Genomic DNA, 23,130 nt, shown 5'->3' with positions numbered 1-23,130 from the left:
AGGGAGATGAGCAGCCGCGATCACGGCGTCGTGAGCATCGTACGCACACCGACGGGTGTCGCGGAAGAGGGATCGGCGTGGCGCGTCACACGCCAGTGGGAGGGGGGCGGATCAGCCGTTCGCGGAGGTTGTCGCCGTGGACGTGGCGGCCCCGTCTGCGGAACGATCGAGCACGTAGATCGATCCGCCGAAGGTCCACGAACTGCTGCTGCTGGCGGTTCCGTCCTCGCCGCTCTTCTCCGCGGAGGAGATCGTCGTGATGAGGAACAGTCGATCGCCACCCTGGACTCCCTTGACGAACTGCAGCGCCTGGTCGAACGAGCCGTCGACCGCGACGGTGACGGGGATCACCGAGAAGTTCTGGCCGGTGACCGCCGCGTCCGTGACGAGGCTCGGCGCCTGCGGGGCGGACGGCGCCGCTCCGGCCGTCGCGGACGGCGATGCCGACGGCGTTGCAGCGCCCTGCCCCGCAGCCGCGGGCTCCGCCGTGACCGCTGGCGAGTACGCCGTCGCATCGCTCGCCGTGAACGACGAGACCTGCATCCCGGAAGCCGCGGCGATGGTGTTGAGCTCGTCGATGAACGCCGACAGCCGAGCGGTGTCCGGCACCGAGGCCGCACGGGTCGACAGCTCGCGCTTCATGGCTGGCAGGTCCGCCGCCTGCTCGCGCAGGCGTGCGAGCTCGCTCCGGCTGGTGTCGTTCGTCTGCTCGACGGACGCCGTCTGGGTGTGCGCCGCAGCCGTCTGGGCGAGCTGCGGCTGGACCGCGAGGAAGAACCCGCCGACGGCGACGACCGCCATCGCGAGGACGGCGAGCAAGAGGCTCATGCGGTTGCGAGACATGGTCAGTCCTTCTTCGCGTCGTCGGCGGCGTACCGGCCGTCGAACGCCTTCTCGTCGAGGTGGATGGTCATGTTGACCGCGTACCCGCCGCCGTCCTGCGACCGCGCGACCGAGTTGGCGTTCGCATCGACGAACCCGGTGACCCCGCCGACTGCGGTCAGCCAGTCCGGGATCGAGGGCAGGGCGTCGCTCGAGGCGTCGAAGGTGAGCGTCGCGATGCGTTGCCCCTGCAGCGGGTCGTCCGACTGCGCGTAGGCTTCCTCGGCTCCGGCGGAGTCGATCGTCAGTCCGGTGATCTGCACCCCGGCCGGCAGTCTCGAACGCACCGACGCGAGCGTCGCCGCCCAGTCGATCTCCGTCGACCCGCCGACCGTCTGCGCGCTCTGCAGCAACGCGCTCTCGGACTCGGTCACCCGGACGTCCCGGTACTGGCCCTGTTGCTTGGCGAGCGTCGCCGTCTCGCTCTGGGCCGCGGCCAGGTCCTGCTCGGCAGACATGCGGTCCGTCATCGCCCACGCCGTCGCCAGTCCGACCGCGATCGCGACGACCAGCACGCCCGCCCACGCGCGCCGGACCGTTGCGCGCTGCCGCCGCCTGACGTGGACCTCGACGGGGAGCAGGTCCACCCGCGGCGGTCCTCCGACCACCAGGACACGCGACTTCGCGCCGGCTCTCGCCGTGCGGGGAGCGGCGTCTGCACTGCGGCCTGGAGTCGCCCGGAAAGGTCGCCGTCGGTCGGTCGAGGTGGTGTCGATCATCTTGGTCATGCTGCTCGGCCTCCGACCGCGAGGCTCCAGGCGACCGAGATGGAAGCCGACCGCTCCCGGAGGAGTTCCGGGGTGATGCCGCGCGACGTCCGCGCGGACACGAAGGGGTCCCCGACGGCGACCGGCAGGCCGGAGACGTCGCCGAGGCTCTCCCGGAAGCCGGGGAGTGCCGCACCGCCGCCGACGAGCACGATTCCCCGCACGACATCGGCAGGCCGGGTGTTGGCGTAGTAGGTCACCGTGTTCCGCACGCTGGTGAGCAGTTCGCCGACGGTCTCACGCGTGACGGCCACGGCACGGGCGTCGTCCGGCGTCTGCGCTCGACCGACCAGACCGAAGTGCCGCTTGATCGCCTCGGCTTCGGCGAGGGAGACCTCGAGCCGGGTGGCGATCGTCTTCGTCACGTGGTCGCCACCCGTCGGGATGATGCGCACGAACATGGGCACCCCGTCGTTGGCGATCACGACCGACGTCGTGTTGCCGCCGCAGTCGACGATCGCGACCGTTCCGGCGCCGTCGACCCGGGGTGCCAGGACCCGTGACAGGGCGAACGGGATCAGGTCGACACCCACCGGGCGCAGTCCGGCCAGCTCCGCAGCGCGGACGTTCGCGAGGACCGCGTCCTTGATCGCAGCGACGAGCAAGCCGTGCACGACCGGTCCGGACTCGCCGACACCCTCGGACACCGGGTAGAAGTCGAGGATCGCGTCCACGACCGGGACGGGGAGCATGTCCTGGACCTGGAAGGGGAGCGACTCGCGGATCTGCGCGAGCGGCGCCTTCGGCACGGTGAGGTCACGTGAGAGGACGCGCTGGTTCCCCATGCCCAGGACGACGTCCTTGGTCCGGAAGCGGCCGATCGACCAGAGCTCGCGGAACGCCGCCGCGACCGTGTTCGCCTCGAGGACCTCGCCCTGCTTCGTCGCGTCCTTCGGGACCGGCACCTCGGCGACACGGACGATCGTCGGGTTCGCCTTCTCGGCGTCGGCGACCTCCACCGCGCGGATCGTCTCGGCACCGATGTCGATGCCGACGATGTTCTTGGTCATGTCGTGTTCCTTCCGGTCGAGCCGGGCTCAGAGGGTGTCAGCCCGGTTCGTCAGGTGAGACCGAGGAGTCGGAGGTAGGCGTTCCAGATCGGGACCCCGGAGAACGCGCCCACCCACGCGCCGAGGAGCATCCACGGGCCGAACGGGATCCCCGTCGAGCGACCCGCACGCCTGGTCAGGAGGAGGACGATCCCGAAGGTACCGCCGAGGAGGAACGCTCCGAAAGCACCCACAGCGAGGGGTCCCCATCCGAGGTACGCCAGCAGGAGCCCCAGGGCACCGGCGAGCTTCACGTCCCCGAATCCCATCCCCCGTGGTGCCGCGATCGCGAGGACCAGGTACACGCCACCGAGGATCACGAGACCGAGCAGCCCGCGGAGCATCGCAGCCCAATCGCCGGTCAGGACGCTCGAGGCGGCGAGCAGCACGACCAGCACCGGGTACATCGGCAGGACGATCCGGTTCGGCAACGTGTGCGTGTCGATGTCGATGAGCGCCAACGCGACGCTCACCGCCATGACGAAGAGCAGGGCGACGAGCAGGACCGTCTGGCCTGCGATGACCGCACCGGGCGCACCGGCCCGCGGCAGGAACCGGACGATCACCGCGACGAACAGCACCGCCGTCGATGCCTCGACGACCGGGTAGCGGACCGAGATGGGTTCGGCGCAGTCACGGCACCGGCCACGGAGCACCAGCCAGGACACCAACGGAACGTTGTCGAACCCCCGGATCGCGCGCCCGCACTTCGGGCACGCGGACGCGGGCGCGACGACGGACATGCCGGCCGGGACCCGATGGACGACGACGTTGAGGAACGAACCGACGGCGAGCCCGAAGACCGCTCCGAACGCAGCGACGAACGCTGCGAGGGCCGGGACGGCGCTGATCACGAGATCGGCGCTCCGTTCGAGTCGTACGCCGTCTTCGACTCGACCTGGGTGGCGACGCGGTACGTCGTCACGGTCGGCTGCGGGAACTTCGGCGGCGTGTAGGTCGCCAGGCTCGAGTCGAACGTGTACGCCTTCGTGTAGCCCTGCCCGCTCGCCAGACCGACCGCACCGCGGAAGTTCTGCGCGATCGATCCCTTGACCGTGAGGGTCCCCCGGCCGTTCGACGAACCCCGTGTCCAGTTCTGCACGACGAACGTGCCGGTGTTCGAGAGGATCGCCGCGTCGATCTCGCGATCGTTCGACAGGATGGCCGCGTTGTTCGTGTTGACCGGGTTCCACACCCAGACCGCACGCTGGCCGATCAGCCCGAGGACGGTGGAAGCAGACCGGGTCGTCGGGTACCGGATGTCACCGGTGACGTAGAGGTAGTTCTCGGCGGCGATGGTGACCGCCTTGTCGACCGTGCCCTGCACGAACGCGTCGCCGCGATCGCAGCCGTACGGCGCCGTCACGGACGTGCCGCCGCCAGCGGTGGGGTCGGTCTCGGAGTTGCTCGCCGAAGATCCGACGAACGGGAAACCGACGCCGTTCGGCTTCAGGGTGGTCGCGGTGCTCGCGGCCGAGGTCGCATCACACGCCGTCGCGACGTTCTTGAGGGTGGCGTTGCCCTTCCAGTAGTTCGGGTCCGGGGTGGTCCCGGCCGCACGTGCACTCGGCTCGTTCTGCACGAAGATCAGGTTGTTCTTCGGGATCGTGACTCGAGCCCCGCCGGCGCTCCGGAGGTCGGTGGGCGCACCGCACTTGGCCGCGGCTGCCGACGTGTCACTGTTCACACCGGTGATCTGCGCCCCCGGTGTCGCGGTCGCTCCGGTGACCTGCGTCGCGATCGTCATCGGCGAGCGCACCGTCATCGTGCCGTCACCGTTGAACGTGATCTTCGTCGGCCCGGTGTAGATGCAGCCGGCTCCCTCGACGGTGCTGGTGGTGCTGGCCAGGTCGGAACGCGTGTAGTCGCGCAGGTCACCGATCGTGGCCGGCGGGGTCAAGGTCGACGACGTCGTCGGGTTCGAGGCGTACCGGCCGAGCGTGCACCCGCTGCTGCTCACGCCGTAGACGCTCTGGACCGTGCTCTTGAACTGCGCGCCGCACACCTTGAGCTGGTCGTTCGAGCGCACCGGCCCCTCGAGCACGTCGCCGCCGCCGAACTGGATCTGGTCGCAGGTCGACGACGTCGCAACCGGTCGGTACACCGAGGTGCACGGCAGCGTCCCGACGCCCTTCTCGTTCGTGACGGTCGGGTCGCCGGACTCGAAGTTGGTGAAGTAGAGGTAGTTCGAGAACCCGTCCGGTCGGACGTTGGCAACGACGGTCCTGGTCGTCGTGCCGGAGCGTCCGGTCGACTGCACCCGGATCACACCCTGCGAGGAGAGCTTGCTGTTGTCGACGGCATACCGGAACGACGAGTCGCCCGCGGAGCCGTCTCCGGTGGGAACGGACACCCACTGCTGACCGGCCTGGTAGTTGAACGCCGCGTTGCCGCCGGTGCCCTTGCTGAAGGTACTGCTCGACGCGGCGCTGAACGGTGCGCTCGACTGCCCGTAGTTGCCGTACGTGTTGTCGGCGTTGAGCCGCGACTGGTAGTCGGCGACGCCGGCGTACGCGGCTGCGATGGCCCGGTTCCACGACCGGTCCGTCGAGGTGACCCTCGCGCCGGACGTCGCGATCGCGACCATCGTCGCGACCAGGATCATCACGACCATGCCGATCCCCACGACGGCGACGAGGGCGACACCCCGCTCGTCGTCCCGGGAACGGATCACGTGGAGGAGTCGGATCACGAGGAGGCTCCCATCACGATGTTCGGCATGCTGGCCCTGTTGGTCAGGGTCACGGCGTTCGGGTCCGTCGTACTCGACCCGACCGTCAGCGTCACGCTGACCGAACGGATGTTCGGCAGGTCCGTCACCGCGACCGGCGACGCCAGCGTTCCGAGCACGTTGTTCGACGCGTCGGTGAACGAGAACGCGACGCTGTTCACTGCTGAGGACACCAGCGTGCGTTTCGACGTCGGAGACGACGGCAGTGTCGCTCCGAGGGCGAGGGGGAACGAGAAGTACGAGGAGTTCCCGGACACCGCGGTGCCCTTCCACGTCGTCTCGGTGATCCGCTTCGTCGCCGGGTCGAGCGTCAGCTGGACCTGGACTGGCTGGGAGAGCGTCGAGTCGAGGTTCACGTAGGCGAAGAACCGGATCGACGTCGCGCTGGCGTACTGGAAGGCGAACTGCGAGTCGTCGCCGGTCGGCACCGGGTTGTCCGTCGCCGCCCGGAGCATGCGGCCCATCTCGTTCATGGCTGTCGACGCAGCTCGCGTGTTCTGACTGATCGAGCTCGCCGTCACGGAGGCCTTCTGGGACGCGACGAGGAAGGAGCCCGCGATCGTCAGCACGAGGAGCGAGAGACTCATGCCCACGATGAGCTCGACGAGCGTGATACCCCGTTGGTCGGTACGGGCGCGGTCGAGGACTCGGCGGATCCGGCCGATCACGAGGTCGGCACCGTTCGGGGGTCGAGCGTCACGACGTTGCCGCTCGAGGAGACCTTGAGGTTCGACACGTTCGGGTTCGAGGCGATGGTCTGCGTGTTGCTGCTCAGCACGCCACCGAGTACGGTCGTCCCGCGCAGCGTCCACGTGCCGAACGGCAGTGCGATCGTCGTCGCGGCCGAGGGCGTCATGCCGGTGAAGGTGTACGTCGTCGACGGTGCGCATCCGGGATCGCCGTTGGTCACCGCCGCCGTGTTCTTGACCGTCGCGACGAGGACGGTGTCCACGCCGCCCATCTTCACGTCGAACACCCCCATGGGAGCGCGCGCGGTCGCGGTGAGCGCGGTCGTCGGGTTGTACCCGGGCGTGGAGCCGTCGGCCCCGTTGAAGATGTTCGGCGATGTCGTCAGATTGCTCGCCGTGGGCCACGCCGTCGGGTCGACGTCCTTGCACGTCGAGGTGTACGCGCCAGCGATCGCGGTCCACTGGTACGGGAAGAGCACGGTGGACGTGGTGGTGAACGTCTTCACCGTGTCGTCGTAGCGGTAGGTCATCGGGAGCGACGTCGGCAGCTTCGCTGTGACGCCGTCCTTGAGGTTCAGCGGCGCACCGGCCGTGACGGTGATCGCCTGGTCGTAGAGGAAGGTCGCGTTGCCGACGCCACCGGCGGTGGTCGCCACCGACGACGACGGGGCGGTGGCTCCGTCCTTGTCGATGTTCCCGGCCTTCGCGATCGTCACCTTGTAGGTTCCCGGAGTGACCCCGACCGCGTAGCTGCACCCGTTCGTATCGGTCACCGCTGGCGGGTTCGACAAGCCGGTCGCGCCGCCGGACACGGGCGTGATCGTCACGGCGACGCCGGAGTTCGGTCCGCCTGTCGCGGTCTGGACCCCGACCACGATCGTGGACGCGCTCGCGCTCGACACCGCAGCGGAAGGGGAGATCAGGGTGTCGAGCACGACGTTCTTCTGGCGCGGCGACGTCCCACTCGTCCAGGAGACGGTGATCGACACGCGCTTGTAGGCGAGGACCCCTGAGCCCGCGCCGCACGAGTTGTCTGAGCCGTCCGAGTTGATCCAGTTGGTGGTCTGCTTGATCGTATAGGCCTGGTTGCCGACCGACTGCAGCGTCGTGTCGTCGTCGAGCGTGAAGACGTCCTTCGTGCTGCGTGCCGCGTCCAGCGCCTGGTTCGCCAGGTTGAGCGCCGCTTCGCGCGAACGGTTGTCCTGCGTGAGGTAGAGCGTGGAGACGATGCCCGCTGCGACACCCGCGGCGATCATCGCGAAGACGGTCATCGCGACCATCACCTCGATGATCGAGAAGCCCTCTTCGGACTCACGAGCCGCCCGGAGGCGGTCGACGATGCGCAGCAACACGTTCTGCCTCTCTGTCGGAGCGGTGGTCGCGACGAGCCGTGACGGACGTCACGGCTCGTCGCTGGACGGCAGGTCAGCAGGTCGAACCGCTGACGACGCCGGAGGTGTCCGACGTGCAGAAGGTGCTGTTGGTCGAGCTGGTGCCGACGATCTTGAACGTCGGCGCAGCGGTGGTGCCGCCGATCGTGTAGACGATCGACGACGTGTCGCTGCCGAGGCTCGCCCCGGCACCCTTCAACGCCGTGGTGAGCGCGGTGGTTCCGTTGTACGTCCCTGCGGCGGGGAACGAACCGCTGGTCGACTGGATGCTGATCACCGCGGTCTTGAAGTTGGTGATGTCCGACTTTGTGCTCGATTCCTTAGCGTTGTTCGTGATGCCCAGGTACACCGGGATGGCGATCGCAGCGAGGATACCGATGATGATCACGACGACGAGGAGCTCGATGAGCGTGAAGCCCTTCTCGTTCTCTTCGAGAAGACCCTTGCGGCGAGCGTTCAGCTTGCCCATGAGAGCGAAGTACATGGTGTTTCCATTCTTTCGGGAATGTGATGGGGAAAGTGTCCGGCACTTGCTCGGCCGCCGGTGACGAGCGTATTCACACGAGGTTCGGTGCAGAATCCCGAGAACGGGGGTGATCCGGGGTGCGAAATACCCCCAGTACCGGGGGTGGAACAGCACGGGCCACCCCCGTCGGAGGGTGGCCCGTGTTGGTGGTTCGCTACTTGACGAGCGACGATATCTCGAAGATCGGCAGGTAGAGCGCGACGATCATGCCTCCGACCACCACCCCGAGGAACCCGATGAGCAGCGGTTCGATCAGCGAGGTCAGCGCTTCTGTCGATGCCTCGACCTCGTTGTCGTAGAAGACCGCGATCCGCTCGAGCATCAATTCCATCGAACCGGCGTCCTCACCGACGGCGATCATCTGCGTCACCATCGTCGGGAAGACCGATTCCCGCTCGAGCGGGGCGGCGATTGATTCCCCCTTCCGAACCGCTTCAGAAACGCGCCCCAATGCCTGCTCGACGACGAAGTTGTTCGACACCTGTCCGGCGATCTGCAATGCCTCGAGAATGGGCACGCCGGCCCCGATCATGTTCGACAGGTTGCGCGCGAACCGGGCCATCACGATCTTGCGGTTGAGTTGACCGAACACCGGAAGGCGCATCCGGAGCGGATCGATCACCCGACGCACACGGTCGGTGTTCTTGTTCGCGCGCCACCAGAACCAGCCGACGGCCACGGCGACCGCGAGGAACGGTCCGACGTACACCATCGCGTGGGACAGGTAGACGAGCATCAGGGTCGGCAACGGGAGCTGCCCGCCGAGCGACTCGAACATGCCCTGGAAGATCGGCACGATGAACACGAGCATGATGACGACCGCGGCCAGTGACATGCACAGCACGACCACGGGGTAGGTCATCGCCGACTTGATCGTCGAGCGGAGCTTGTGCTCCTTCTCGAAGTTCGTGGCGATGGAGTCCATGGCCTCGTCGAGGAACCCGCCGGTCTCTCCCGCACGGATCATGTTGATCATGATCGGCGGGAACTCGACCGGGTACTTCGCCACCGCGTCGGAGAACGAGACGCCGCGCTCGACGTCGTCGCGGACCTTGCCGAGGATCTCCTTGAGTTTCTTGCTCTCGGTCTGGTCGGCGAGGATCGACAGCGCGCGCAGCAGCGAGAGTCCCGAGGTGAGCATCGTCGAGGCCTGGCGCGACATGATCGCGAGGTCCTTGAGACCGACGCCCTTGTCGAAGCCCGGGATCTTGATCTCGGTCTGCAGCCCCGTGCCGGCCTTGGACTCCGTGATCGCGATCGGCGAGACACCCATGCCCCGGAGCCGCTGGACGACCGCTCCTTCGGACGAGGCGTCGAGACGGCCCTTGACGAGCTTGCCGGCACCGTCGCGCCCGCGGTAGTCGAATGCGAGGGACATCAGTAGCCTCCGGAGAACTTGTCGCCGAAGTCGATCCCGCTGGCGGCGATCGCGGCTGCCGAGGAGTCGGACGGGGACTCGACGCGCTGCACCAGCCGGTCGAAGCCCTCTTCGTCGTGCACCTTGTCCATCGCGGCCTTGCGCGAGATCGTGCCGACGTTGACCAGTTCGGCGAGGTCCTGGTCCATGGTGTGCATGCCCAGGTCACGACCGGCCTGCATGGCGGACGTGATCTGGTAGGTCTTGCCCTCGCGGATCAGGTTGCCGATGGCGGGGGTGATCGTCATGATCTCGGTGGCGACGACCCGGCCGACACCGTTGGCCTTCGCCACCAGGGTCTGGCAGACGACGCCCTGCAGGGTCGCCGCGAGCTGCGTGCGGATCTGGCCCTGCTGGTGTGGCGGGAAGACGTCGATGACACGGTCGATCGTGCCGGGGGCGCTCTGCGTGTGCAGGGTGGCGAACACCAGGTGACCGGTCTCGGCTGCGGTGAGCGCGACCGAGATGGTCTCGAGGTCGCGGAGCTCGCCGATCAGGATGACGTCGGGGTCCTGGCGCAGCACGTGCTTCAGCGCGGCGGCGAAGGAGTGCGTGTCGGCACCGACCTCGCGCTGGTTGATGATCGCCTTCTTGTGCTCGTGCATGAACTCGATCGGGTCCTCGACCGTCACGATGTGGTCGGCACGGCTCTCGTTCACCAGGTCGATGAGGGCGGCGAGTGTCGTGGACTTGCCGGAACCGGTCGGGCCGGTGACCAGGACGAGTCCGCGGGGCAGGCCGGCGAAGTCGCCGACGTGCTCGGGGATGCCGAGTTGCTTGAGCGTCTTGATCTTGGTGGGGATGATGCGGAAGGCCGCGCCCCAGTTGCCGCGCTGCTGGTAGAAGTTCACGCGGAAGCGGTACTCCGGCGACAGCGAGTAGGCGAAGTCGAGTTCCTGTTCCTGGTCGAACTGTCCGGCCTGTTCGACCGACAGCATCGTCTTGAGGGCGGCGATGACCTTGCCGCGCGACCACGCGCCTCCGGGGACTGCGGGACGAAGCGAGCCGTCGACGCGGACGGTGGGCGGCGCGTCGGCGGTGACGTGCAGGTCGGACGCGCCCTGGTACACGACCTGGGCGAGTGCGGTGATGAGGTCGGGGTCGGCGACCTCGCGCGCGTGGCGCGAGAACTCGATGTCGCCGCCGATCGTGGCGGTCGGTGCCGGGGCCGCAGGCGGCGCGGGCAGCTGCTGCGTCGGCGCCTCGGCGTAGCCGTAGGTCGCGATCGACGACGGCACCCCGGCGGGCGGCGTCGCCGGCGCGGCGAGCGGCTGCGCGACGGGCACGGCGACGGGCGATCCGGACGGTGCCGGCCATCCGGCGGTGTCGTCCCCGAGGTCGTACACCTGCTCCGGAGGGGCCGACGCTGCGGCGGCAGCCAGACGTGCTGCACGGCGGGAGCCCACCTCGGTGCCGGGGTTGCCCGGGTGCCAGCCGGCGACGGGCTCGTCGCCGGGGTGCGTGATGTCGTACACGGAGTCGGTCATCTGCTGCGCTCTCTCGTGGCTACGCGACCACGCGCAGGATCTCGTCGACGCTCGTGAGACCGAGCTTGACCTTCTCGAAGCCGTCCTGGCGGAGCGTCAGCATCCCCTGCGCCTGGGCGACACGGCTGATCTCGGCGCTCGAGGCGCGCGAGACGGCGAGGCGTTCGATCTCCTCGGTGACGGTCATGACCTCGTGCAGGGCGAGGCGGCCGCGGTACCCGGTGTTCGAGCAGACCGCGCAGCCGATCGGGGCGAAGAACGCCGGGACCTCGTCGCCGGGTCGCAGGAACCCGAGGCTGCGGAGCTGGTCGGCCTCGTACACGGCGGGTGCCTTGCAGCGGTCGCACAGCCGTCGCGCCAGACGCTGGGCCACGACGGAGTCCAGGGCGGAGCCGACCAGGAAGGGCTCGATGTCCATCTCGGTCAGGCGGGTCACGGCCGAGGGGGCGTCGTTCGTGTGCAGGGTGGACAGCACGAGGTGCCCGGTGAGGGACGCCTCGATGGCGATCTGGGCGGTCTCGTGGTCGCGGATCTCACCGAGCAGCACGACGTCGGGGTCGGATCGCAGGATCGAGCGCAGCGCCGACGCGAAGGTCAGCCCCGCCTTCGGGTTGACCTGCACCTGGTTGATGCCGGCCATCCGGTACTCGACCGGGTCCTCGACCGTGATGACGTTGATCTCGGGCTTCGCGACCGCGTTCAGGGTCGTGTACAGCGTCGTGGACTTGCCCGAGCCGGTGGGCCCGGTGACCAGGATCATGCCGTACGGCTTCGAGTACGAGCGCTGGTACGCCTGGAAGTTCTGCTCGAGGAGGTTGAGGTCCTTGAGGGTCAGCGACGTGTTCGTGTTGTCGAGGATCCGCATGACGACCTTCTCGCCCCACACGGTGGGCAGCGTCGCCACACGGAGGTCGATCTGGCGGCCACCGTGGCGGACCGACATGCGGCCGTCCTGCGGCTTGCGACGCTCGGCGATGTCGATGTCGCTCATGATCTTCAGACGGCTGATGACGCCGTTCTGGATGTTCTTCGGCGCCGGGGCCATCTCGTGCAGCACGCCGTCGATGCGGTACCGGATCCGGACCTCGTGCTCACCGGGCTCGATGTGGATGTCCGAGGCGTGGTCCTGGATCGCCTGCGACACGAGCAGGTTCACGAAGCGGACGATCGGGACGTCGTCGAGGGCACCGTCGGCCAGGTCGACCTGGGCCGAGGAGCTGACCGAGGCTTCTTCTTCGAGCGACGAGGTCAGGTCGTTGAGCTCGTCGTCGGCACGCAGGTAGCGGTCGAGCGCGGTGAGCAGGTCACGCTCGTCGACCTGGAGCGGCTTGATCGGTCGGCCGGACGCAGCGCGGGCGTCGTCGATCGCGAGCACGTTGGTGGGGTTGACCATCGCGAGGATGAGCAGCTCGCCCTCGAACCCGACGCCGAGGACGCCGTGCCGCCGGCAGAGCGCGGCGGGGAGGATCGAGACCGCGGTGCCGTCGACCGGGTAGTCGGTCAACGGGACGGTGCGGGAGTTGTTCGACGCCGCGCGGGCGGTGATGAACTGCGCCTCGCTCACGACGCCCTGGTCGACCAGCCCGCGGATCGCGCGCTCGTCCAGGTCCTCGTCGCCCGTCATCGAGTCGAGGTGCTCGATCGGCAGGGCGCCGTTCAGGATGAGGATCTCGGACAGGGTCGCCATGAGTCCTGTGCCTCCTTGGACTCGCGCGCGGCGAGACGTGGTCGGGTTGCGCACCACCAGGGATGTGGCGCTCGACCACGCTACTTCTGCGGCAGTCGTCGGCCGCAGTCCCAGAAAGAGGGGGCGGAGGGGGTCCGGATGCACCCAGAACTGGGGTCCGGGACACCCGACGTGACGGTCAGAGCGACGTCGACGCGGTGACGTGGACCTCGCCGGCGACGAACCCGAGTCGCTCGTAGATGCGCCCGGCTCCGCTCGGGTTCTCGGCGTCGACGTGCAGCACCGCAGCGGACAACCCGTCGGCGCGGATCGCCTGCAGCGTGGCATCGAGGACGATCGGGGCGAGCCCCGTCCCCCGTGCGGCACGCACGACGCCGACCCAGTGCACGTACCCGTACGAACGGCCCCGGGCAGTGAACCCGTCGGGCTCCACCTCGACGATCGTGAACGCCACGACCGAGCCGTCGGCACCGAGGACGACCCGCGACAGGTCCAGCCGGCTCTTGTCCGAGGTGAGGAACCCCCGCCAGTCCGACGCGACCATCGGCTGGGAACCCCAGTGATCGCGGAAGGCGTCGTTCTTGGCCGTCCGGAGCGGCTCGATGTCGTCTTCCGTGACGGGCCGCAGGACGAGCCCGTCCGCCAGGACGGGTACGGCACCGGCGTCCGGTCCGCGGTCGTCGAACACGACCTGCATGTCGAGCCAGGTACGCACCGGCGCGAAGTCGAGGTGCGCCGCCAGCCGGAGCACCGAGGACCCCTGCCGCCCACCGACGTCGAGCGTCGCCGGCAGGTCGACGTCGAGCGTCGCCAGGCGCTGGCGGGCCCGGCCGACCTGCCATGCGAGTACCTGCCGTCCGATCCCCTGCCCGCGCAGGTCGGGATGGACCGCCCCGTCGAGCACGGCGCGCGCAGCGGTGACGCGGGAGGGGACGTCGATGACGATGCCGTAGGCCTGCACACGCCCTCCAGCATCGACGCCCACCACGGTGTCCCTGGTGACGTCCAGCCCCTCGGTGGACAACGACCGTTCGAGGTCAGCTGTGGAGGGACGGGCGTGCGGGTCGTCGACAGCCGCCGACGCGACCGCGACGGCGTGCATCGCCCCGACGTCGGCCTGCCCGGCGGCCCGGAACGTCAGCCCGCCGATCGCCGTGGGGAACGAGAGGTGTGCCGGGGCCGTGATCCGTTCGCGCAGGGTCGCCATCCGTCCACAGTGCCATCTCACGATCCAGCCAGCTCCACTCGGCGCTGGGGCGTCACGGAAACCCCTCGACGAGCAGGCCCGACCGGGACCATGATGAGTCATGGACATCACGAGCGTGACCGTGGGGCTGCCCGTCACCGACATCGAGGCGTCCTGCCTCTGGTACGGCGCCGTCTTCGAGCGCACCGAACCGGACCTCGAGCCCGAGGACGGTGTCGCCGAGTACGAGGTCGGCGGGATCTGGATCCAGCTCTACGAGGACGACTCCGCCGAGGAGAACCCGGTGAGCGTGCGGTTCGGCGTCGACGACGTCGGGGCGCAGCACGCTCGCATCGGCGCGCTCGGGATCGACATCGGACCGGTCGAGTGCGTCGACGGCGCCGTGAACTGGTTCGACGTCCGCGACCCCGACGGCAACGTCCTCAGCCTGTTCTCGCTCGTCGACGAGACCGGTCGCGGATCGGGACGCGACAACGGCGCGGACCGCGCGCTCTAGACGCCACCGCTCGCAGGCCGGGAGGCCCGTGGCGGCCTGGCACCGTGCCTCCTGTCCGTCACGTGGTGACGACACGACGAAGGCCCCGCCTCCTTGCGGAGACGGGGCCTTCGTGGGATCACATCAGACTCAGTTGTACGTGCCCGGCGTGAAGTCGTCCGACGAGAAGCTGTCGAAGTCGACGAAGCTCAGGTCGGCGTCCGAGAACGACGAGTCGTCCGCGAAGATGCGGTTGGGGTACCGCTCTGCCTTCGCTTCTTCCGTCGCGTTCACGTCCACGTCGCGGTACCGGCTGAGGCCCGTCCCGGCGGGGATGAGCTTACCGATGATGACGTTCTCCTTGAGGCCGACGAGGTGGTCCTGCTTGCCCTCCATGGCCGCCTGCGTGAGCACGCGGGTGGTCTCCTGGAAGGAAGCGGCGGACAGCCACGACTCGGTCGCGAGGGACGCCTTCGTGATGCCCATGACCTCCTGGCGAGCCGAGGCGGTCTTGCGACCCTCCTGCAGCGCCGCACGGTTCAGCGCGTTGTAGCGCGACCGGTCGACGAGCTCACCCGGCAGCAGGTCGGTGTCGCCGTGGTCGACGACGGTGACCTTGCGGAGCATCTGACGGACGATGACCTCGATGTGCTTGTCGTGGATCGGCACACCCTGCGAGCCGTAGACGTCCTGCACACCGTTGACCAGGTGCTTCTGGACCTCTCGGACACCCTTGACCCGGAGGACTTCCTTCGGGTCGACGGTGCCGGCGATGAACTGCTCGCCGAGCTCGACGTGCTGGTTGTCCTCGATGAGGAGCGTCGCACGCTTGAGCACCGGGTAGATGAACGGCTCGTCACCGTTGTCCGGCGTGAGGATGATCCGACGGCCCTTGTCCGTGTCCTCGACGACGACGCGGCCGGGGGCCTCGGCGATCGGGGACGCGCCCTTGGGCGTACGGGCCTCGAAGAGCTCCGTGACACGCGGCAGACCCTGGGTGATGTCGTCGGCCGAGGCCGAACCACCCGTGTGGAAGGTACGCATCGTCAGCTGGGTACCGGGCTCACCGATGGACTGTGCGGCGATGATGCCGACTGCCTCACCGATGTCGACCAGGTTGCCGGTGGCGAGCGAACGGCCGTAGCACTTCGCGCAGACACCGACGGCCGACTCGCAGGTCAGGACCGAGCGCACCTTGATGCTCTCGACACCGGCTGCGAGCAGCTTCTCGAGGAGCACGTCACCGACGTCCTCGCGAGCCTCGGCGACGACCGTGCCCTTGGCGTCCACGGCCTCGGTGGCCAGGGTGCGCGAGTACACGGTGTTCTCGACGCGCGGGTCGCGGACCAGCTTGCCGTCGGCGTCCACGGTCGCGATCGGCAGCTCGAGGCCACGGGTCGTACCGCAGTCGTCCTCGCGGATGATGACGTCCTGCGAGACGTCCACGAGACGACGGGTGAGGTACCCGGAGTCCGCGGTACGGAGCGCGGTGTCGGCAAGACCCTTGCGAGCACCGTGGGTGGCGATGAAGTACTCCGCCACGGTCAGGCCCTCGCGGTACGAGTTGATGATCGGGCGGGCGATGATCTCGCCCTTCGGGTTGTTCACCAGACCACGCATACCCGCGATGTTGCGGACCTGCAGCCAGTTACCACGAGCACCCGACGACACCATGCGGTTGATCGTGTTGTCGACGGGGAAGTTGTCCCGCATCTCCTGCGCGATCTCGTTGGTGGCCTCGGTCCAGATCTTGATCAGGTCGGCGCGACGCTCGGAGTCGGTGATCAGACCCTTGTCGAACTCGCCCTGCACCTTGGCGGCCTGGATCTCGTAGCCCGCGATGATCTCCTTCTTGCGAGGAGGCGTCACGACGTCCGACAGGGCGACGGTCACACCGGAGCGCGTGCCCCAGTAGAAGCCGGCGTCCTTGATCCGGTCCAGCGCAGCGGCCGTCTCGGTCTTGGAGTACCGCTCAGCGAGGTCGTTGACGATCGCGGACAGCACGCCCTTGTCGGTGACCTTCTGGACGAACGGGTAGTTCGCCGGGAGGGTCTCGTTGAAGAGCGCACGGCCCAGGGTCGTCTCGAGGAGGACGGTGTCGCCCTGCTCGTAGCCCTCGGGAGCTTCACCCTCGGCGAAGTGGACACCCGTCATGCGGATCTTCGCCATGGCGTTGAGGTGCAGCGTGTGCTGGTCGTTGGCCAGGATCGCCTCGGCGACCGAGGAGAACGCACGGCCCTCACCGACTGCGCCCTCGCGGACGGTCGTCAGGTGGTGCAGACCGATGATCATGTCCTGTGCGGGCAGGGTCACCGGACGGCCGTCGGACGGCTTCAGGATGTTGTTCGAGGCGAGCATCAGGATGCGGGCCTCGGCCTGGGCCTCCACCGACAGCGGCAGGTGCACGGCCATCTGGTCACCGTCGAAGTCCGCGTTGAACGCAGCACACACGAGCGGGTGGAGCTGGATGGCCTTGCCCTCGACGAGCTGCGGCTCGAACGCCTGGATGCCCAGACGGTGCAGCGTCGGCGCACGGTTCAGCAGCACGGGGCGCTCGCGGATGATCTCCTCGAGCACGTCCCACACCTGCGGACGCGAACGCTCGACCATGCGCTTGGCCGACTTGATGTTCTGCGCGTGCGACAGGTCGATCAGGCGCTTGATCACGAACGGCTTGAAGAGCTCGAGCGCCATCTGCTTGGGCAGACCACACTGGTGCAGCTTCAGCTGCGGGCCGACGATGATGACCGAACGGCCCGAGTAGTCGACGCGCTTGCCGAGCAGGTTCTGGCGGAAACGACCCTGCTTGCCCTTGAGCATGTCGCTCAGGGACTTCAGGGCGCGGTTGCCGGTACCCGTGACAGGACGTCCACGACGACCGTTGTCGAACAGCGCGTCGACGGCTTCCTGCAGCATGCGCTTCTCGTTGTTCACGATGATCTCGGGGGCACCGAGGTCGAGCAGGCGGCGGAGACGGTTGTTGCGGTTGATCACACGACGGTAGAGGTCGTTGAGGTCCGACGTGGCGAAACGGCCACCGTCGAGCTGCACCATCGGGCGCAGTTCCGGCGGGATGACCGGCACGACGCCGAGCACCATCGCTGCCGGCGAGTTGCCGGTGGCGAGGAAGGAGCTGACGACGCGCAGACGCTTGATCGCGCGGATCTTCTTCTGGCCCTTGCCCTCGGCGATCTGCAGACGCAGCGCCTCGGCCTCGGCGGCCAGGTCGAACGCCTCGAGCCGGAGCTTGATCGCCTCGGCGCCCATGTAGGCGTCGAAGTAGATCCCGAACCGGTCCTGGAGCTCGTGGAAGACGGCGTCCTCGGGCTTGAGGTCGCCCACCTTGAGGTTGCGGAAGTCCTCCCACACACGCTCGAGACGGGTGATGTCCTCGTCGAACGACTTGCGGACCTGGGACATCTCCTTCTCGGCGGTGTCCTTGGTACGGCGCTTGACGTCGGCCTTCGCACCCTCTTCCTCAAGCGCTGCGAGGTCGTCCTCGAGCTTCTTGAGGCGGTCGGCGATGATCGAGTCGCGCTGGCCCTCGAGGGTCTTGATCTCGAGACGCATCTCGTTCTCGAGGCCCGGCATGTCCGCGTGACGGCCCTCTTCATCGATGTCGATGATCATGTACGCCGCGAAGTAGATGACCTTCTCGAGGTCCTTCGGCGCCATGTCGAGGAGGTACCCGAGGCGCGACGGGACGCCCTTGAAGTACCAGATGTGCGTGACGGGGGCAGCGAGCTCGATGTGGCCCATGCGCTCACGACGGACCGAGGACTTGGTGACCTCGACGCCGCAGCGCTCGCAGACGATGCCCTTGAACCGGACACGCTTGTACTTGCCGCAGGCGCACTCCCAGTCACGGGAAGGACCGAAGATCTGCTCGCCGAACAGACCGTCCTTCTCGGGCTTCAGGGTGCGGTAGTTGATGGTCTCCGGCTTCTTGACCTCGCCGTACGACCACTGACGGATGTCCTCGGCGGTCGCGAGGCCGATCCGAATGGCGTCAAAGGAAGTTGCTTCGAGCAATGTTCTTCTCTCTTGCTTGATTCAGGCTTCGATGTACGGGCGGGATCAGATGTCGTCGACGGACGACGACTCGAACCGCGAGGAGATGTTGATGCCCAGCTCCTCCGCAGCGCGGAAGACCTCGTCATCGTTGTCGCGCAGGCTGACCGCCTGGCCGTCGGCCGAGAGGACCTCGACGTTCAGGCAGAGCGACTGCATCTCCTTCATGAGGACCTTGAAGGACTCGGGGATGCCGGGTTCCTGGATGTTCTCGCCCTTGACGATCGCCTCGTAGACCTTCACGCGGCCGAGGATGTCGTCGGACTTGATCGTCAGGAGCTCCTGGAGGGCGTAGGCGGCGCCGTACGCCTCGAGCGCCCACACCTCCATCTCACCGAATCGCTGGCCACCGAACTGCGCCTTACCACCCAGCGGCTGCTGCGTGATCATCGAGTACGGCCCCGTCGAACGAGCGTGGATCTTGTCGTCGACCAGGTGGTGCAGCTTGAGGATGTACATGTAGCCGACCGAGACGGGCTCGGGGAACGGCTCGCCGGAGCGTCCGTCGAAGAGCTGCGCCTTGCCGGACGAGCCGATCAGGCGCTCGCCGTCGCGGTTCGGGAGGGTCGAGTCGAGGAGGCCCTCGATCTCGCGCTCGTACGCACCGTCGAACACCGGGGTGGCGACCTTCGTGCCCGGAGCGGCGCTGTGCGCTGCCTCGGGGAGGGCCGATGCCCACTCCTGGATGCCCTCGACGTTCCAGCCCTGCTTGGCGAGCCAACCGAGGTGGATCTCGAGGACCTGGCCGAAGTTCATGCGGCCGGGGACGCCGAGCGGGTTCAGGACGATGTCGACCGGGGTGCCGTCGGCGAGGAAGGGCATGTCCTCGACCGGGAGGATGGTCGAGATGACGCCCTTGTTGCCGTGACGACCGGCGAGCTTGTCACCCGCGGTGATCTTGCGCTTCTGGGCGATGTAGACGACCACGCGCTGGTTGACACCAGAGCCGAGTTCGTCGTCGCCGTCCTGCGAGTCGAACACCTTGACGCCGATGATCGTGCCCTCTTCACCGTGGGGCACCTTCAGCGAGGTGTCGCGGACTTCGCGCGACTTCTCGTTGAAGATGGCGCGGAGGAGGCGCTCTTCAGCGGAGAGCTCGGTCTCGCCCTTCGGCGTGACCTTGCCGACCAGGATGTCGCCGGGGCGGACCTCGGCACCGATACGGATGATGCCGCGCTCGTCGAGGTCGGCCAGCAGGTCCGGGCTGACGTTGGGGAGGTCACGGGTGATCTCCTCCTTGCCGAGCTTCGTGTCGCGGGCGTCGACCTCGTACTCCTCGATGTGGATCGAGGAGAGCGTGTCGTCCTTGATGAGGTTCTGCGACAGGATCATCGCGTCCTCGTAGTTGTAGCCCTCCCACGGCATGAACGCGACGAGGAGGTTCTTGCCGAGCGCGAGCTCGCCGTTCTCCGTCGCGGGACCGTCGGCGATGACCTCGCCCTGCTCCACACGCTCGCCGGCCGAGACGACCACGCGGTGGTTGTAGCTCGTGCCCTGGTTGGAGCGGTCGAACTTGCGCAGGTAGAAGGTCTGCGTGCCACCCTCGTCGAGCTGCAGGGTCACGGCGTCGGCCGAGACCTCGGAGACGACACCGGCCTTGTCGGCGGTGACGACGTCACCGGCGTCGATCGCGGTGTAGCCCTCCATGCCGGTGCCGACGAGCGGCGACTCGGAACGGAGCAGCGGGACGGCCTGACGCTGCATGTTCGCACCCATGAGGGCGCGGTTCGCGTCGTCGTGCTCGAGGAACGGGATGAGCGACGTCGCGACCGACACCATCTGGCGCGGCGAGACGTCCATGTAGTCGACCTCGCCCTTGGCGACGAGTTCGACCTCGCCACCCTTCTTGCGGACGAGGACCTTGTCGTCGGCGAAGTGGAACGAGTCGGTCAGCGGGGCGTTGGCCTGCGCGACGACGAACTCGTCCTCTTCCGAGGCGGTCAGGTAGTCGATGGTCTTCGTGACCTCGCCGCCCACGACGCGACGGTACGGGGTCTCGATGAAGCCGAACGAGTTGATCCGACCGAACGACGCGAGCGAGCCGATCAGGCCGATGTTCGGGCCTTCCGGGGTCTCGATCGGGCACATGCGGCCGTAGTGCGACGGGTGGACGTCACGGACCTCGACGCCGGCACGCTCACGGGACAGACCACCCGGGCCGAGGGCCGAGAGACGACGCTTGTGCGTCAGGCCCGCGAGCGGGTTGTTCTGGTCCATGAACTGCGACAGCTGGGACGTTCCGAAGAACTCCTTGATCGCGGCGACGACCGGGCGCACGTTGATGAGCGTCTGGGGCGTGATCGCCTCGATGTCCTGCGTGGTCATGCGCTCGCGGACGACGCGCTCCATGCGGGACAGACCCGTGCGGACCTGGTTCTGGATGAGCTCGCCGACGGCGCGGATGCGACGGTTGCCGAAGTGGTCGATGTCGTCCACGTCGAGGCGCAGCTGCACCGGCTCGCCGTCACGCACGCCGTTCAGCGTGGTCTTCTCGGCGTGCAGGGACACGAGGTACTTGATCGTCGCGACGATGTCCTTGACGGTCAGCACCGAGTCGGACAGCGGGGCGTCGATCCCGAGCTTGCGGTTGACCTTGTAACGGCCCACCTTCGCCAGGTCGTAACGCTTCGAGTTGAAGTAGAAGTTGTCGAGCAGCGCACGCGCGGCCTCGGCAGCGACCTGCTCGCCCGGGCGCAGCTTGCGGTAGATGTCCTTGAGCGCCTCTTCCTTCGTGAGGATGGCGTCCTTCTCGAGGGTCGACTCGATCGAGGCGAAGCCCTGGAACTCCTCCATGATCTCCTCGCTGGTCAGACCCAGCGCCTTGAGGAAGACCGTGACCGACTGCTTGCGCTTGCGGTCGATGCGCACGCCCACCTGGTCGCGCTTGTCGATCTCGAACTCGAGCCACGCACCACGCGAGGGGATGACGCGAGCGGAGTAGATGTCCTTGTCGGACGTCTTCTCCTGCTGGCGCTCGAAGTACACGCCGGGCGAACGGACGAGCTGCGACACGACGACGCGCTCGGTGCCGTTGATGATGAACGTGCCGCGTTCGGTCATGAGCGGGAAGTCGCCCATGAAGACCGTCTGCGTCTTGATCTCACCCGTCATGTGGTTCATGAACTCGGCGTTGACGTACAGCGGAGCGGCGTAGGTCTTGCCGCGCTCCTTGCAGTCGTCGATCGAGTACTTGGGGTCCTCGAGCTCGGGCGCCGTGAACGAGAGCTGCATGGTCTCGCCGAGGTCCTCGATCGGGGAGATCTCCTCGAAGATCTCCTCCAACCCGGAGTGCAGGGCGAGGTCGGTGCGACCCTGCTCCTGTCCCTCTGCGAGACGGGCCTTCCAGACGTCGTTGCCGACGAGCCAGTCGAAGCTCTCCGTCTGGAGTGCGAGCAGATCAGGAACCGTGAGGGTGTCCGTGATCTTGGCGAACGAGAGTCGCGAGTGGTTGCGACCGTTCTTGGGGTTGGTGGATGCGTTGGGCGCAGCAGCCAAGGGTGTGACCTCCGTAGGCCCCGTCGGGCCGATACTGACGAGCAGCATGTAGGTGAGTAGATGATCGCTCGGCGATCCCCGCGAGTTCATGCCCTGCGACCACGCCGACGCGTGCCTGACGCGGAACGTCGGTGCACGTGTGGGATGATCTCCGTGAGCGGGACCCGCCGCCATATACGGGTCCGGCTGCACCAGGGCGAGTTGAGCTTGTCCAACTCAGAACTCTGCGTCGACCGCAATATGACGACACGGATGCCAGGGAGCGCGAACTGCCATCATAGTTCGCGCCGAGTCGTGCTGTCCAGTCCTGGCTTGACCAGATTCGGCAGTGGCGTGTATAAGCCGCCGCGTGCCCGCAGAATTCCCGGCCCGCGCCCGGCCCGCGCCCGGCCCGCGACGGCCCGCGCCCGGCCCGCGACGGCCGGCGCCCGGCCCGCGACGGCCCGCAACGGGCCTGCGCACCCGGCCCGCGCAGTGGACCCGGCCGTGCGCTCAGCCGAGGCGCTCGCGCTCGACGTGCCCCGAGCCTCCCGGCCGGACCTGCCGTCCCGCCAGCGCACGCAAGGCGTCTTCGGGCCGGCGGGTGCGCACGAAGGTGACGCGGCCGCGGTCGTCGGTGAGCTCGATCCCGAGTCCGGGGGTGAGGATCAGTGCGCGCACGCCGCGACCGATCCGCAGGCCGACGCCGCCGTAGGTGCGGGCGTCCGCCTCGACGAGTCGGACGCCGGTGATGCGCTGACGCGCGATGCGCCGTGGCGGCAGCGGCCGGAAGTGCAGGGTGACGTGCGTGTCGGTGACGGCGAACCCGGCTCGCGCGAGCAACAGGAGCACGCCCGCCACGACGGCGACCAGCGCCGGCACGATGAGCGCGGTCTCCGGCGCGTCGCCGGGCCATGCGGTCACCGCGGCGGTCAGGCCGAGCCCGCCGAGGAGCAGGACCGCACCGACGACACGCATCCAGGTGGGCGCCGTCTCGTGGTCGGCGTGGGCTGGACGGGAGGCGCGGGGCACCCGGATCGACCGGCTCGCGGTCGTGCGCACGGTGGCGCGTGCCGTCGGTGCGGCCAGGCGTGCGGTGGGCACGCTCATCGTGTCGGCGGTCATGTCGGGTCTCCTGCGGCTCGGCGGAGTGTTGCATCCCGTATTTTACATGACGGATGCGATGTGATCACGGCCAGCGCGCGCGGGTGACCGGAAGGGGCACGCGGACGCGCGCCGACGGCGCGCACGCTCGCGCGGTGGGGGCGCTCGACGGC

General features: G+C 68.0%; 16 protein-coding genes. 1 reads left to right on the top strand and 15 read right to left on the bottom strand.

From position 1 onward, the window contains the following. Positions 1-111 precede the first annotated feature (111 nt). The 12 genes from OGL88_RS01810 to OGL88_RS01755 form a co-directional block, all read right to left on the bottom strand. Entirely contained in the window at positions 112-828 is a 717-nt protein-coding gene (locus OGL88_RS01810; protein ID WP_263089369.1) for a hypothetical protein, read from the bottom strand. 17 nt (positions 829-845) lie between these two features. Next, complete coding sequence (locus OGL88_RS01805) at positions 846-1,469, bottom strand: hypothetical protein (protein ID WP_263089368.1); 624 nt, start codon at positions 1,467-1,469, stop codon at positions 846-848. A 137-nt stretch (positions 1,470-1,606) separates the two neighbouring features. Then, the gene (pilM, locus tag OGL88_RS01800; protein ID WP_263055023.1) at positions 1,607-2,659 is read right to left on the bottom strand and encodes a type IV pilus assembly protein PilM; all 1,053 of its coding nucleotides are present in this window, start codon (positions 2,657-2,659) and stop codon (positions 1,607-1,609) included. A 50-nt stretch (positions 2,660-2,709) separates the two neighbouring features. Then, positions 2,710-3,552 (bottom strand): prepilin peptidase, encoded by an 843-nt coding sequence (locus OGL88_RS01795; RefSeq protein ID WP_263055022.1) that lies wholly within the window; start codon positions 3,550-3,552, stop codon positions 2,710-2,712. Next, entirely contained in the window at positions 3,549-5,390 is a 1,842-nt protein-coding gene (locus OGL88_RS01790; RefSeq protein WP_263055021.1) for a hypothetical protein, read from the bottom strand. The genes OGL88_RS01795 and OGL88_RS01790 overlap by 4 nt, the downstream gene beginning before the upstream one ends. Next, positions 5,387-6,097, bottom strand: coding sequence for a PulJ/GspJ family protein (locus OGL88_RS01785; protein WP_263055020.1), 711 nt, complete (start codon positions 6,095-6,097; stop codon positions 5,387-5,389). The genes OGL88_RS01790 and OGL88_RS01785 overlap by 4 nt, the downstream gene beginning before the upstream one ends. Then, a complete protein-coding gene (locus OGL88_RS01780; RefSeq protein WP_263055019.1) occupies positions 6,094-7,470 on the bottom strand; it encodes a type IV pilus modification PilV family protein in 1,377 nt (458 codons plus the stop codon). Before OGL88_RS01780 ends, OGL88_RS01785 begins: the two co-directional genes overlap by 4 nt. A 73-nt stretch (positions 7,471-7,543) precedes the next feature. Next, positions 7,544-7,993 carry a type II secretion system protein gene (locus tag OGL88_RS17715; RefSeq protein WP_131845938.1) on the bottom strand — a complete coding sequence of 150 codons (450 nt, stop codon included), beginning with the start codon at positions 7,991-7,993 and terminating at the stop codon, positions 7,544-7,546. Between the two features lie 196 nt (positions 7,994-8,189). Beyond that, positions 8,190-9,413, bottom strand: coding sequence for a type II secretion system F family protein (locus OGL88_RS01770; protein WP_263055018.1), 1,224 nt, complete (start codon positions 9,411-9,413; stop codon positions 8,190-8,192). Next, positions 9,413-10,939: a type IV pilus twitching motility protein PilT gene (locus tag OGL88_RS01765; RefSeq protein ID WP_276582678.1), complete on the bottom strand. Its 1,527-nt coding sequence runs from the start codon at positions 10,937-10,939 to the stop codon at positions 9,413-9,415. The genes OGL88_RS01770 and OGL88_RS01765 overlap by 1 nt, the downstream gene beginning before the upstream one ends. A 19-nt stretch (positions 10,940-10,958) precedes the next feature. Further along, positions 10,959-12,626 (bottom strand): GspE/PulE family protein, encoded by a 1,668-nt coding sequence (locus OGL88_RS01760; protein WP_205463338.1) that lies wholly within the window; start codon positions 12,624-12,626, stop codon positions 10,959-10,961. Between the two features lie 178 nt (positions 12,627-12,804). Next, positions 12,805-13,833, bottom strand: a complete 1,029-nt coding sequence (locus OGL88_RS01755) for a GNAT family N-acetyltransferase (protein WP_263055017.1) — start codon at positions 13,831-13,833, stop codon at positions 12,805-12,807. A gap of 100 nt (positions 13,834-13,933) precedes the next feature. Here OGL88_RS01755 and OGL88_RS01750 point away from each other — a divergent pair, with 100 nt between their 5' ends. After that, on the top strand, positions 13,934-14,329 hold the full coding sequence (locus OGL88_RS01750; protein WP_111083488.1) for a VOC family protein: 396 nt from the start codon (positions 13,934-13,936) through the stop codon (positions 14,327-14,329). 129 nt (positions 14,330-14,458) lie between these two features. On the opposite strand, the gene rpoC is transcribed toward OGL88_RS01750, so the two are convergent. The 3 genes from rpoC to OGL88_RS01735 form a co-directional block, all read right to left on the bottom strand. Continuing rightward, positions 14,459-18,340 (bottom strand): DNA-directed RNA polymerase subunit beta', encoded by a 3,882-nt coding sequence (gene rpoC / locus OGL88_RS01745; RefSeq protein ID WP_205463341.1) that lies wholly within the window; start codon positions 18,338-18,340, stop codon positions 14,459-14,461. Positions 18,341-18,385: 45 nt separating this feature from the next. Next, positions 18,386-21,874: a DNA-directed RNA polymerase subunit beta gene (gene rpoB, locus OGL88_RS01740; protein ID WP_263055016.1), complete on the bottom strand. Its 3,489-nt coding sequence runs from the start codon at positions 21,872-21,874 to the stop codon at positions 18,386-18,388. 492 nt (positions 21,875-22,366) lie between these two features. After that, positions 22,367-22,978 (bottom strand): hypothetical protein, encoded by a 612-nt coding sequence (locus OGL88_RS01735; protein ID WP_263089367.1) that lies wholly within the window; start codon positions 22,976-22,978, stop codon positions 22,367-22,369. Positions 22,979-23,130 lie beyond the last annotated feature (152 nt).

The sequence above is a fragment of the Curtobacterium sp. RIT-PI-V genome, assembly GCF_025642935.1.
Classification (GTDB): domain Bacteria; phylum Actinomycetota; class Actinomycetes; order Actinomycetales; family Microbacteriaceae; genus Curtobacterium.
The sequence above is the reverse complement of the archived record's forward strand: the minus strand, read 5'-3'. Positions and strand labels throughout refer to the sequence as shown.

Excerpts from the sequence above, each read along its gene's own strand:
- OGL88_RS01810 (WP_263089369.1), bottom strand. The coding sequence starts at position 828 with ATGAGCCTCTTGCTCGCCGTCCTCGCGATGGCGGTCGTCGCCGTCGGC.
- pilM (WP_263055023.1), bottom strand. The coding sequence starts at position 2,659 with ATGACCAAGAACATCGTCGGCATCGACATCGGTGCCGAGACGATCCGC.
- OGL88_RS17715 (WP_131845938.1), bottom strand. The coding sequence starts at position 7,993 with ATGTACTTCGCTCTCATGGGCAAGCTGAACGCTCGCCGCAAGGGTCTT.
- OGL88_RS01770 (WP_263055018.1), bottom strand. The coding sequence starts at position 9,413 with ATGTCCCTCGCATTCGACTACCGCGGGCGCGACGGTGCCGGCAAGCTC.
- OGL88_RS01765 (WP_276582678.1), bottom strand. The coding sequence starts at position 10,939 with ATGACCGACTCCGTGTACGACATCACGCACCCCGGCGACGAGCCCGTC.
- OGL88_RS01760 (WP_205463338.1), bottom strand. The coding sequence starts at position 12,626 with ATGGCGACCCTGTCCGAGATCCTCATCCTGAACGGCGCCCTGCCGATC.
- OGL88_RS01755 (WP_263055017.1), bottom strand. The coding sequence starts at position 13,833 with ATGGCGACCCTGCGCGAACGGATCACGGCCCCGGCACACCTCTCGTTC.
- OGL88_RS01750 (WP_111083488.1), top strand. The coding sequence starts at position 13,934 with ATGGACATCACGAGCGTGACCGTGGGGCTGCCCGTCACCGACATCGAG.
- OGL88_RS01735 (WP_263089367.1), bottom strand. The coding sequence starts at position 22,978 with ATGACCGCCGACACGATGAGCGTGCCCACCGCACGCCTGGCCGCACCG.